Genomic DNA, 12,085 nt, shown 5'->3' on the forward strand with positions numbered 1-12,085 from the left:
ATATTGATTATTTAGCGTTCATTCAAGTTCTGATCAAGAGTACAAAGCATCAGGAACAGGATCAAGGAAAGCCTACAATCGCGTCTCTAAACGAGGTGCGGGCGTTGAACCGTAGAGGCTCGGAAACATGGGTCTGGGTATCCCGAGGTTAAAGGACAAGGCCGGACTCATCAACCAACAGGACCTCGGGCGTTGAGCGCCGAGTGACCGCTTTGCGTGGCGCAGAGACTCATGGGACTTCGCGATCCAAGGCGGCGGCCCCTCGTGTCACTTTGATCTTCTGTGATCTCCCCGGTGAGTGTCGGACGCATGACACAGCTTAGGTTCCGCGTGGAATCATGGCTTCCGGGAGTCTCTCCATTACGATCAGATTTGGCGATCCGGCCCATCAACAAGCGTCACTTTGGGCTGCGGGACAAAGCGAATGCGGTGCAGCCGAGTCCGAGCCCCAGAACGATTAAGCCTGATACGAGGAGCGCTGGAACGCCACCTGCTCCTTCCAGGATGAAGCCTGCTCCGAGGGGCCCCACGGAGAACCCCACTCCGACCAGTAGATTCGTCGTGCTCAGTGCGTGCGGGGAGCCTCCGCTCGCGCGGCCGATCGCGGATAACAGGTAGGCCGGGAGGAAGCTCCAACCCAAATTGAAAAGCGAAGCCGAGATCGCGAAGACGACGGCGCTGCCCAACCCGAACAACAGGACCACGCTTGCGAGCATAAGCAGGAAACCGGCAATGACGTAAGGACGAACCCGCGGCCTGTCTCCCAAAATGGCCGCAGTTAGCGGTGCTGCGATACCGAGAAGGGTGGCGATCGACAATGACAAGCTCGTGGTGTCCAGGGAGATGCCGGCAGCTTCCGCAAACACGCCGAAGAAGGCCCACAGACCTCCTGCAGAAGTGAAGAGGAACAAGACTGCGAGCAGGCCAGCGAAAAACCGAGGCGAGTCCTTCTGAAGCACCTCTACATCGGTCTCGCTGCTCGCCTTACCTTTTAGGATGTCTTGATCAACAATGCGGACAACAGGGAGTACGACGAGCAGAAGCCCTGCCATGGTCCAGTACAAGGCACCGATCGGCAGACCCGTAAAGACAAGTGGGAAGAAGAACAACACGAGTGCTCCGGTGACGCCCTGGGCAAGGATGAACAGGCCAAATGCGCGGGCTGGGTTACTCGCCTTGCCCCCCATTCCAAGGATCATCACCGTCATCGATCCGGCCGCCAGTGCTGCGACAATTCGCATCGCGACGAAGGGCCCGAAATCGACGAGGAACCCGGAGAGCACGTCGGCAAGAACGACGACCGCCCCGAAGCCGTACATCGCTGTGCGGACGTTGACTCGTTGTAGCCACAGATAGGACGGGATCGTTGCTAAAGCGAATGCCCCGAGTTCGAACGAGAAGACAGCCCCGATCTGCCCTTCTGTGAAGCCCAGGTCAACAGCGAGCTTGATCGCAAGGACAGGGGCGATTAGGAGAACGAGGTATAGAACCCCGCTCATCGCCGCCGTAACAGTGTAGATAGAACGATCCGTAGAACGCGCTGGCAGCATCGTTGGCGTAGCGGTCATAATAGTCTCCATTCAAGTCGACCGCAGGAGGCGGTCGCGGCTCTAATTCGTTATTCCCATTTCAGGAATTTGGATCTATGCAATTGCCGGTGGCAGGGGCAACGGGGCCAGACTGATCTGAGTAGAGTCAGCGGTCATACATCGGGGCATTCCCGTTCACACAGTTCTTGGTTGATGTGCCTTAGCGTGGACACTCAAAACTTGTGGCAAGCCGCCGGTCGCCGCCCAGGTACCGAGGCATGTTGGGGTATCGGCACACAGGCCTTGTAATCTCAATCTCTCCCGTGCCGCGACTCATGCGCTGGCCGATGAGCACTTCTGGTGCTACCCCTGACTCGACCCATTCGATGAGTGCATGAAGGCCCTCATCCAATGAAATCCCGATTCCGTATCCATCGGCCGTGCTCGAATGCCCGCCCCCTGGCGTAAGGAAGAAACGGACCACGTCGCCGGCCGCCACTTCCCCGCCCAGAGCCGTGACGATACGGTCGTGGTATTGAACTGTGCCTTGGGGCGGGATCAACCCGTCTCCCGTTGAGTGGGTGAGGAGCATCCGGCCGCCTGAAGCCTGGAGCCCAGAGAAATCCGGATCCGAGCAGTCGTACTCCGCCAGTTCCTGCACGCTGCGGTCGAAAAGCTCCTCAAACTCAGCGAGGCTGCAGGTACGCCAGTCCCAATCCGGCATCCGCTGAACCCAGGCTCCTGCCCAATCAGTGTGGTAGCTCAAAGGAACCGGTTCTAGTTCTCCTTCCCGTTCCTCATACCCCACCCATCCCCAACCCCACAGCCCCGCACCCCAGGTCTCGGCGCCAACCGGCAGACCATACCAGAGGGCCTGTCCATTACTCCTTCGGGGTCCATCCCAAATGCGGTTCATGACTTCGGCATCGAGTTCTGTTAGGCGCCCGGCGGTTGAAGTCCGACCAATCGCACCGCATGCATCGAGAGAAGGGAAGCTCATCGTACTCAAGAATCCATCCTCCACCGCGGAATCCCCTTCCAAGGCTTCAAGTGCGTACTGCCGGAATTCCTCGAGCTTCTCCGGTACCAGCACGTGTCCGAGTTCCTTCATCACGAGCGAAGGCCAAAGGCCAACTAATGAAAAATGCGTCCAATTCACAGCGGGACAGGATGCCCAATACCCATCGAATGTTTCTGGGTACTTCTGGGCCGTCACCATCGTCTGACGGCCCCCTCCAGACGTACCAATTAGGTAGGAGTAAGTCGGGGTCACGGTGTACAACTCTGTCAAGATGGCCTTCGCAGCATCTGCCATGTCCTTCGTCGCCCCGTGAAGCCAATTCTTGGCAAGCTCACGGTCAATGTCGCCCGTCGCTAAGTCGAGCCCCCATGCGAAATCGCGCTCATCTCTCACGCCTGCATCCGTTGTGGCTGTTGCGAAGTCGCGTCGGATGGCAGCGGCCATTGTGGGAGCCATGTCGTAGGTTTCAACGCCGGTACCTTCAAAATCGGTCACCCATTCGTTCTCGGAGCGATTACCACCGCCGGCCGTAGCCAGGAAGCGGCCATTCCAGGCTAAGGGTGCCCATATCTTGACGTGCGAAGTATGTGCGCGTCCGGCTACCTCCACACGGATGTCACAGAAAGCGGGCAGCTCTTCAATCCTGCCGTACGGTGAGTCGAAAACGCCGGACTCGTTGATACCCGCAAAGACCACTTTCATTGTGGGAAAGATAGCGAGAGCCGATTGCAGTTTTTCGACGTTGCAGTTGGCTCGCACTACATCAACGCTCTCTCCTGCCGCGGACAGCACCACGCCGGCCTCCGGATCGTACTGCGCCATGTCTCATTCCTCTCATTTGCCCGCCGTCGGTATGCACCGGAATCATTCAAGCGAGGGCAGCGTGTCCGCAACAAGATGCCAACCGGCGGACTTTAACCGCCAGATGGCGGTCCTCCGTGTAGGCTCGGCGTAGCATGAGCTTCATGGAAACGGTACTGAGGCAATTGGCTCTCTACGAGCCAGCGGGGCAAGAGGCACTTAACGTGCTCGCCGCCTTTCAGAAACTGTCGTCGGTTTCGCTCCTCGATATAGCGCAGCTTATGGCTTCGCTCAGCGGAACTCCTGTCCGCATCCTTGACCCAACCACCGGTAGACACGTTCGCTCCCATACAGGTGAGACTACGAACCCGAGCTCAGCGGATACGAGACCCGAATGGCCTTCGGCCCCCGTGCTTACCGGCGAACCGCCAGCCCTCTGGCTCGAACGGGACGGCGACTTGAGAGTACTGGATGCCGCCATCCTTCAAGCAGCAGCACAAGCGATGCTCTCGCTTCGTGGAAGAGAACAAGCCACACCGGAAGAACAAGAGGGATCCCTAGTTGATGTCTTGACCGCGGCTGATCCGAGAAAACAAGAAGAAGCCATCGTGAGATTCGCGTTGCACCCTACATCGCAGTGCAGAGTTGTCGCCCGACCCGGAAACGTGGCCCAGATCCTTGTCTCGCCTCCTCGGGGACCACTCGCGGCGCCCGATACCTCTGCAACTGCGTTGGGCAGTGGGGAGAGAACAGGGGTGAGCCCACTGACAAAGGCGCGCGAATTGCCTGATGCATGGATCCAAGCACGAATGGCTTTGGCTTTTGCAGCCGCCGGAACCGCTTGCGACCCAGGGGAATCACTAGTCCGATTCGAGGACATCGGCGTATGGGGCGACCTGGTCCGACACTACAGCCTCGACGAGGAGCGCCCTGCCGATGTTCGGGCCATTGACGTTCTAGAGAATGGTTCCCCTTGGGCTGTCCAGACCTTGGCCGCGCTTGCTGGGAGTGTCTCGGTACGTGAAGCAGCTGCACGCTCGTTCACCCACCATTCAACTATGCAGGCTCGCCAGGCCGTGCTGGAGCGACGACTCGGATGGAATATCACTACTCCCGCCGGCAGAACGCGAACTGCCATGGCGCTTGCGCTTCGACGGTTCCTGCTTCACCCGCCCAGCGACGAGCAACCGGAAAGTGCTAACCCACCGGTGCTCTTCGTTTCGCCCGGCCTATCCCGCTTTGCCCATACCTGACCTTGTTGACCGCCCAGGGCGCCAACGTCTAGCGGACTTTGCCGACCGCGACACTTTAAACGGCACCCGCCGCCTGGGAAGATCCCATTCAAGTACTGGCTTCTTAGATTCGCGTATACCCCGCCCGCAAAAAAGCCCGGTGAAGGTAGCCTAAACGCGACCGTTGGAGCCATGACCGCTCACGTCGTCGGCTACGCCCGTGTATCGACCCAAGAACAGGACCTCACCGCCCAAAGGAACGGGCTGGCCGCATTGGGCGTACCCGAAGACAGGATCTACACTGACCACGGACTCACCGACACCCACCGCGACCGGCCCGGCCTCCGTGAAGCCCTCGCCGCCGTCCGCGCCGGCGACACCCTGGTCATAACCAAACTCGACCGGCTTGCCCGCTTCCTGCCCGATGCACGCGACAGAAAAAAGTATGACTTTCGAATCCGACCTAATCCGAGCCCGCACACGCGAAGGGATGCAGGTTGCCAAAGCCAAAGGCCGGCTCCGCGGCAAGCAACTCAAACTCTCCAAGAGTCAGGAAGCCCACCTCGCCTCCCTATATAAAGGAGGACAACACACAACACCGAGATCGCCGAACTCTCCAAGGTCGCCCGGAGCGCGGTGTACCGCATCGTCCAACGAACCCCGTAGGGGCAGTTCGCGTTCACATTCCATGCTGGGCACCCCATTGTAATCGGAGGCGCCCGGTGCCGCCGTCGTTACTCCATCAAGGAACGAGGTATTGGCTGTCCCTGGCATCGGTGATGAGCATGTGGCCGGGTGCATGGCCGATCGCAAGGGCGGGACGCGATTCCATCACCGCCGCCTGCGGCGTGACGCCGCAGGCCCAGAACATCGGAATGTGGCCCTCAGGGATTTGCACGGGGTCGCCGAAGTCAGGCCGGGCGAGGTTCGCGATTCCCAGTTCCTGCGGGTGGCCCACGTGCACCGGTGCGCCGTGTACCGCCGGGTAGCGGGAGGTGATCCGGACGGCGTCGGCAACCTGGGACGCGGGGACCGGACGCATCGAGACCACGAGCGGCCCTGCGATGGATCCGGCGGGCTCGCAGCGTACGCTCGTCTTGTACATCGGCACGTTCACGTCCTGGTCGAGGTGCGCGATCGGGATGCCGCCCTCGCGCAGCGCGGACTCGAAGGTGAACGAGCAGCCCACGATGAAGGTCACAAGATCGTCGCGCCAGTACCCGGTGATGTCCGTGGGCTCATCGACCTTCTGCCCGTCGCGGTAGACGGTGTAGCGCGGAACGTCCGTGCGTACGTCCCCACCGGCCAATAGCGGCCCCGTCACTTCGCCGGCGTCCATCACGCCGAGGATCGGGCACGGCTTGGGGTTCCGCTGGGCGAACAGCAGCACATCGAACGCCAGCTCGCGGGGCACGATGATGAGGTTCGCCTGGGCAAAGCCGCGCGACCATCCGGCGGTAGGAACGGCCAAGCCGGAGCGGAAGGCGGCGCGGGCTTCGGCCGGAGTGAGCGCGCCCGGGTCTGCCGGCAGGGTAAGGGTGTAGGAAGTGTCCTGCACATTTGTCATCGTCTAGCTCCAGAAGGTTAGAGGCCGGGCAGAGAGTTCAAGCCGGGATGCATGGCGGACCGGTAGAACCAAGGCCAAAGCCCCTCCGCCGTGTTCAATAGATAAAGCCCGTGAACCGAGGCAACGGGGACACTCTATGCCTTGTTGAACAATCTAGACAAGGAGTGTTATGCGAAGCCATCCAGCAGCACCCCGTCCATCGAAAGATTGTTGAACAATACAGTCTTTTAGGGCATGCTGGTCTGGAACAATATACGAGACGGGTATCACAACATGACTGCTATCGACCTCAACAGCGATGTCGGGGAATCGTTCGGGAACTGGAAGATGGGCGACGACGCCGCGATCTTTCGCTCGGTGTCCAGCGCCAACCTGGCGTGCGGCTTCCATGCCGGTGATCCGAGCACGATCGCGCAGACCTGCCGTGATGCGGTGGCCGCCGGCGTCACCATCGGGGCGCACGTAGGCTACCGGGACCTGGCCGGCTTCGGCCGGCGCTTCCTGGACTGCACGTCGACCGAACTGGCCGATGACTTGCTCTACCAAATGGGCGCCTTGCAGGCCCTAGCCCAGACCGCGGGCGGACAGATCCGCTACGTCAAACCGCACGGCGCGCTCTACAACACGATCGTCCACCACGAGGCGCAGGCCCAGGCCGTGGTCGATGCGGTGCGTGCCTTCGGTGGCGACCTGCCGCTGCTCCTGCTGCCGGGTTCGGTCGCGCTGGCCAAGGCCGAAGCCGCCGGCCTGCGCGGCGTGACCGAAGCCTTCGCTGACCGCGCCTACAACCCGGACTGCACGTTAGTCTCCCGCCGTGAACCCGGCGCCGTCATCGACAACGCTGACACCGTCGTCGGCAATATGGTCCGGCTGGCCCAAACCGGCAAGATCACCGCGATCGACGGTTCCACCATCACCGTTGAGGCTGAAAGTATCTGCGTCCACGGCGACACACCCGGCTCGGTGGCCATGGCGACCGCGGTGCGGGCGGGACTCGAGTCCGCGGGCGTAACGGTCCGGAGCTTTGCGTGAGCGTCAAGGCCGTACATTTCGCCGGGCCACGGGCGCTGCTGGTTGACCTCCCGGACCTGGATTCCGTGCTCGCGCTGCACGCGCACCTGCTCAACGACCCGCTGCCGGGCCAACTCGACGTGCTCCCGGCGGCCGCTACGGTCCTGATTCAATGCGCCACCCGCGCCCACGCCCTCGCGGCGCGCACTGCCGTCGAACATTTGGAACTGGGCCAGGCACCGGCCGGGACCGGCGAAACCGTGGACATTCCGGTGGTTTACGACGGCGAGGACCTCGCCGAGGTCGCGGGCCTCACCGGGCTGAGCCCCGAGGCAGTGGTCAACGCGCACACCGGGCAACTCTGGACCGCGGCCTTTGGCGGCTTCGCCCCGGGCTTCGCCTACCTCACGGGCGAGAACCACCTGCTCGACGTGCCGCGCCGCGCGACCCCGCGCACCTCCGTTCCCGCCGGCGCGGTGGCGCTGGCCGGCGGCTACTCGGCTGTCTACCCGCGCAAGTCCCCCGGCGGCTGGCAGTTGATCGGACACACCCGCAGCGTGCTCTGGGACCTCAACCGGCCCAACCCCGCACTGATCCGCCCGCAGGACCGCGTCAGATTCACCGCCGTTCGCGAATTCATCGCTGCCGGGCACGGGGTGGAATCCTCCGTGAAATCTACTGTTTCCCTCGGTGCTGCCTCCGCTCCCCCATCCTCCGCCTCCCCGGTTTCCGGCCTCAAGGTCGTCTCGGCGGGGCTGCGCTCCCTGCTGCAGGATCTCGGCCGGCCCGGCCTGTCCAACCTGGGTGTCTGTACCTCGGGTGCCCTAGACCAGCCGTCCGCACGCCAGGCGAACCGGTTGGTCGGCAACGGCGCCGGCGAGGCCGTGATCGAGAACCTCTTCGGCGGACTGGTGCTGCAGGCACACGGCGACCAGGTCCTCTCCGTCACAGGCGCCCGCGTCGACCTCGCTATTGCCCCGTCCGGGCGGCTGCCGGAGCAGGACGCTCCGTTCGCCCTGCTCGATGGAGAGTCCCTGACGCTGGGCAGAGCGACGGCCGGGCTGCATGTCTACCTTGCTGTCCGCGGCGGGATCGGTGTCGAGACGGAACTCGGCAGCCGCTCCACCGACACCATGTCCGGCCTCGGCCCCGCGCCGTTGGAAGCCGGCACCGTGCTCCCCGTCGGCGAGGCCAAGCCGGGGCACATTGTCGGCAGCGCAGAACCAACCGCACTGCGCGTGGCCGACGGCGGGACCGCAGTACTGCACATCGTCGCCGGGCCGCGCGACGACTGGTTCGGCCCCGCCGGTCTTGACCGGCTGACCGGGCAGGACTGGCTGGCCAGCTCCAGTTCGGACCGGATCGGCCTCCGCCTGGAACTTCCCAAGTCCGGGTATGCGCCACCCGCATCGGGCGGCAGCAGCCCAGATCGGCCCCTCGAGCCGCTCGAACGGATCCGCGAAGGGGAACTGCGGAGCGAGGGAACCGTGGCTGGCGCGCTGCAGGTGCCGCCATCCGGACTGCCGGTGCTGTTCCTGGCCGACCATCCGGTGACCGGCGGCTATCCCGTGATAGCCGCCGTCGTACCCGAAGACCTGCCGGTTGCCGCCCAACTGCCGCCCGGCACCATCGTCCGCTTCGTCCTGGTCGATCCGGACACCCTGCAACCCGCCGGCACCGCCGGCATCGAGAACCAGCCGGAAGGGCGCCGTCTATGAAAAAGGTTTTGATCGCCAACCGCAGCGAGATCGCCGTGCGCGTTGCCCGCGCTTGCGCCGACGCCGGGCTGAAATCCGTGGCGGTGTATTCCGATCCGGACGCGGACTCGCTCCACGTCCGCTGCGCCGACGAGGCCTACCCACTGGGCGGCCGCACCAGCAAAGAAACGTACCTGGACATCGCCAAGCTGATCGACGTCGCCCGACGATCTGGCGCCGACGCCGTCCACCCAGGCTACGGCTTCCTCTCCGAGAACGCCGACTTCGCCGAAGCTGTCAACGAGGCCGGGTTGACCTGGATCGGCCCCTCGCCGCAGTCCATTCGCGACCTGGGCAACAAGGTCACTGCCCGCGAGATCGCCGTCCGTGCGGGAGCGCCGCTGGTGCCCGGCACAGACAACCCGGTCAACGGCGCCGCGGAAGTCATCGAATTCGCTGAAGAGCATGGGCTGCCGGTGGCGATCAAGGCGGCGTACGGTGGCGGTGGCCGCGGCCTGAAGATAGCCCGCCGGATGGAGGACATCGAGGACGCCTACGAATCCGCCGTCCGTGAAGCCACCGTTGCGTTCGGCCGCGGCGAATGCTTCGTGGAGCGTTTCCTCGACAAACCCCGCCACGTCGAAGCGCAGGTGCTGGCAGATACCCACGGGAACGTCGTCGTTGTTGGCACCCGCGACTGTTCACTGCAGCGGCGCTACCAGAAACTCGTGGAAGAAGCCCCGGCCCCCTTCCTCACCGACGAGCAGCGCCGGAGCATCCACGAATCCGCCAAGGCGATCTGCCGCGAGGCCAGCTACCACGGCGCCGGGACGGTGGAATATCTCGTCGCCATTGACGGGACTATCTCCTTCCTCGAGGTGAACACCCGCCTGCAGGTGGAACACCCGGTCACGGAAGAGACCACAGGAGTCGACTTGGTGCGCGAGCAGTTCCGCATCGCCGACGGCGAGCCGTTGAGCTTCACCGAGGATCCGCAGCCTATTGGCCATGCATTCGAGTTCCGACTGAACGCCGAGGACCCGGCGCGCGGTTTCCTCCCCGGCCCGGGCAGGGTCGTGACCTTCGAACCGCCCACCGGCGCCGGCGTCCGGGTCGATTCCGGCGTGCGCAGCGGCTCGACAATTCCGGGCGAATACGACTCGCTGATGGCCAAGCTCATCGTCCGCGGCGAAGACCGCGACCAAGCCCTCCGCCGCGCCCGCATGGCGCTGGACGAGATGGTCATCGCCGGTGTGCCATCGGTGTTGCCGTTCCACCGCGCCGTGGTCCGCAACGCCGCCTTCACCGATACTGAGGCGTTCGGCGTCTACACAACGTGGATCGAGTCCGAGTTCGCTGAGGAACTTGCGGCATCCCCCGAGATCGCCGCAGCCGAACCGGACAGCGAACGCAGCGAGCTGACCATCGACGTCGACGGCAAGGCCATGCGCATCGGCCTGCCGGCCAGGCTTCTCGAATCGCTGATGAACGGCGGCGGATCCGCCCCGGCCCCACTCCAGGAGGAGGCCGCCCATAAACCCGAAGTACTGCAGGCTCCAATGAACGGCAACCTGGTCAAATGGCTCGCCGACGATAACGCCCAACTCTCCCCCGGAGACCCCGTGGTGGTGCTTGAGGCGATGAAGATGGAAACCACCATCACCGCGCACCGGTCCGGCACCCTGATCCGCGGACAGCAGGAGCCAGGCACCGCCGTCGAAGAAGGTGAAGCCCTTGGTAGCATCGGTTAGCAAGGCAAAAACCGGACCAAGGCCCATCGACACTTCAGCGGGCCCCGGTTGATCAGCTGAGGGATAGGACCGCAATTAATGAACGCAGCGCTGGCGGGAATAGCGGCACGGAGTGAAGCCACTCATGCCCACACTCCAACGTGGATTGCGGAGACCCTGCGCAGCAAGATTGCTGAGGGCCAACTGTTGCCCGGTTCCAAGCTCTCCGAACAGACCTTGGCCCAGGCCTTTGGCGTCTCCCGCAACACCCTGCGCGAAGCGTTCACGGTCCTGGCCGGCGAACACATCGTGACCCGGGTCCCCAACCGCGGCGTCATGGTCACATCCCCCGGCATCGACGGCGTCCGCGAAATCTACAACGTCCGCCGTATCCTCGAACCCGCCGCCGTGCGTTGGGCGGTCGGGATCGACGTCGACGCGCTGAAGTCGATCATCGTCGAGGCGCGGGCAGCCCGGGACCGCGGCGCCGTGGCCGAGATGGCCAATGCCAATCAGCGGTTCCACGAGACCCTTATCCGAGGCACCGGCAGCACGCTGCTGCAGGAGTTCATGACGCGGGTCCTTGCCCAGATGCGCCTGGTCTTCCACGCGATGAGCGACGCCCCCGACTTCCACAGCCACTACGTCGAGCAAAACGCGCAACTCGTATCACTGTTGGCCAAGGATCAGCGCGAGGAAGCCGCCGTCGCCCTGCGCGGCTACCTTGACCAAGCCGAGGCGGAACTCCTGGACCATCTGGGCGCCGAACCCCCTGTGAAGGACTGAAGGCAGAAGGGCTGTACAAGCAGAAGGAATGATTTTTTCCCGCGACGGATAGACGGGAACTATACCTGCCCTGTCCGGCTGCATCGGCCGCGGATCTCCGTGAAGTACCCTTGCCGCCGCCGACAGCGGACCCAGGCGAATTTGAGGAGACCTGTTGTACCGCTAGCGCAGAAGCTGCTTCCCTGGGAGATCCCCGGCGTCCGCTCCTCAGGCACCTAAACGGTGTCTTATCGCGAATAATTTTCACTAGTGTGATCCCGCTGCTCCACGAGCACATGTCCCAGTGGACCCTGGGCTGTATCTGCAGGAATTACGATGCCATCCCCACTCCAAGTTTTTGATCCCCGGCGTCTTCGGAAGCTGCCGGGCATTCACCTCCCTCCAGTCCGCGTCCATTCTGCAGGTCGTCCGCAGAGCCCGTTGGCTGTTCCGGTGTACGCGTAAAACTAAGGCGTATCCCCCTATTGGTCGCCCCTGAGGACATTCGTCCGTAGGCACCCCGTCGACGTGTGTCTTAATTTTTCCACGCCGCCTCGCACGTTGTTGAACAATCTCATAGGGTGATTCAACACACACCATGGAAGGTCCATCCAAGGTGTACAACCTATTCGTTTTGAGGTTGATCGTGCCTGCTTCAGAGCATGCGTTCATTGCCGAACGTCGGGCTAAAAATGCCCACTGATCAGCGACTCGGTAGCCTTCAGAGTAAGG

The 12,085-nt window shown here is 63.1% G+C and carries 8 protein-coding genes and 1 pseudogene; 6 read left to right on the forward strand and 3 right to left on the reverse strand.

Features of this window, described 5'->3' with window-relative positions; translation table 11 throughout:
• Positions 1 to 398: 398 nt before the first annotated feature.
• Together AC5RW2_RS20575 and AC5RW2_RS20580 are read right to left on the reverse strand one after the other, a co-directional pair.
• Complete coding sequence (locus AC5RW2_RS20575; protein ID WP_494074432.1) at positions 399 to 1,568, reverse strand: MFS transporter; 1,170 nt, start codon at positions 1,566 to 1,568, stop codon at positions 399 to 401.
• A 181-nt stretch (positions 1,569 to 1,749) separates the two neighbouring features.
• On the reverse strand, positions 1,750 to 3,372 hold the full coding sequence (locus AC5RW2_RS20580) for a tannase/feruloyl esterase family alpha/beta hydrolase (protein WP_494074433.1): 1,623 nt from the start codon (positions 3,370 to 3,372) through the stop codon (positions 1,750 to 1,752).
• A gap of 788 nt (positions 3,373 to 4,160) precedes the next feature.
• Between AC5RW2_RS20580 and AC5RW2_RS20585 the strand changes: the two genes are divergently transcribed.
• Positions 4,161 to 4,604 carry a helix-turn-helix domain-containing protein gene (locus AC5RW2_RS20585; RefSeq protein WP_494074477.1) on the forward strand — a complete coding sequence of 148 codons (444 nt, stop codon included), beginning with the start codon at positions 4,161 to 4,163 and terminating at the stop codon, positions 4,602 to 4,604.
• A gap of 171 nt (positions 4,605 to 4,775) precedes the next feature.
• Positions 4,776 to 5,249, forward strand: a pseudogene (locus AC5RW2_RS20590) (recombinase family protein).
• Positions 5,250 to 5,325: 76 nt separating this feature from the next.
• Here AC5RW2_RS20590 and AC5RW2_RS20595 read toward each other — a convergent pair.
• A complete protein-coding gene (locus AC5RW2_RS20595; protein ID WP_494074434.1) occupies positions 5,326 to 6,150 on the reverse strand; it encodes a putative hydro-lyase in 825 nt (274 codons plus the stop codon).
• 273 nt (positions 6,151 to 6,423) lie between these two features.
• On the opposite strand from AC5RW2_RS20595, the gene AC5RW2_RS20600 reads away from it, so the two are divergent.
• From AC5RW2_RS20600 to AC5RW2_RS20615, 4 genes are all read left to right on the forward strand, one after another.
• The gene (locus AC5RW2_RS20600; RefSeq protein ID WP_494074435.1) at positions 6,424 to 7,182 is read left to right on the forward strand and encodes a LamB/YcsF family protein; all 759 of its coding nucleotides are present in this window, start codon (positions 6,424 to 6,426) and stop codon (positions 7,180 to 7,182) included.
• Positions 7,179 to 8,879: a 5-oxoprolinase subunit B/C family protein gene (locus AC5RW2_RS20605; RefSeq protein WP_494074436.1), complete on the forward strand. Its 1,701-nt coding sequence runs from the start codon at positions 7,179 to 7,181 to the stop codon at positions 8,877 to 8,879. The genes AC5RW2_RS20600 and AC5RW2_RS20605 overlap by 4 nt, the downstream gene beginning before the upstream one ends.
• The gene (locus AC5RW2_RS20610; RefSeq protein WP_494074437.1) at positions 8,876 to 10,609 is read left to right on the forward strand and encodes an acetyl/propionyl/methylcrotonyl-CoA carboxylase subunit alpha; all 1,734 of its coding nucleotides are present in this window, start codon (positions 8,876 to 8,878) and stop codon (positions 10,607 to 10,609) included. The genes AC5RW2_RS20605 and AC5RW2_RS20610 overlap by 4 nt, the downstream gene beginning before the upstream one ends.
• Positions 10,610 to 10,687: 78 nt before the next feature.
• On the forward strand, positions 10,688 to 11,374 hold the full coding sequence (locus AC5RW2_RS20615) for a GntR family transcriptional regulator (RefSeq protein ID WP_494074438.1): 687 nt from the start codon (positions 10,688 to 10,690) through the stop codon (positions 11,372 to 11,374).
• Positions 11,375 to 12,085: the final 711 nt, after the last annotated feature.

The organism is Arthrobacter sp. B0316-1-20, from assembly GCF_059091865.1.

What these genes read in the sequence shown, in the direction of transcription:
- AC5RW2_RS20575 (WP_494074432.1), bottom strand. Translation starts at nt 1,568, where the DNA reads ATGACCGCTACGCCAACGATGCTGCCAGCGCGTTCTACGGATCGTTCT.
- AC5RW2_RS20580 (WP_494074433.1), bottom strand. Translation starts at nt 3,372, where the DNA reads ATGGCGCAGTACGATCCGGAGGCCGGCGTGGTGCTGTCCGCGGCAGGA.
- AC5RW2_RS20585 (WP_494074477.1), top strand. Translation starts at nt 4,161, where the DNA reads ATGGCTTTGGCTTTTGCAGCCGCCGGAACCGCTTGCGACCCAGGGGAA.
- AC5RW2_RS20595 (WP_494074434.1), bottom strand. Translation starts at nt 6,150, where the DNA reads ATGACAAATGTGCAGGACACTTCCTACACCCTTACCCTGCCGGCAGAC.
- AC5RW2_RS20600 (WP_494074435.1), top strand. Translation starts at nt 6,424, where the DNA reads ATGACTGCTATCGACCTCAACAGCGATGTCGGGGAATCGTTCGGGAAC.
- AC5RW2_RS20610 (WP_494074437.1), top strand. Translation starts at nt 8,876, where the DNA reads ATGAAAAAGGTTTTGATCGCCAACCGCAGCGAGATCGCCGTGCGCGTT.
- AC5RW2_RS20615 (WP_494074438.1), top strand. Translation starts at nt 10,688, where the DNA reads ATGAACGCAGCGCTGGCGGGAATAGCGGCACGGAGTGAAGCCACTCAT.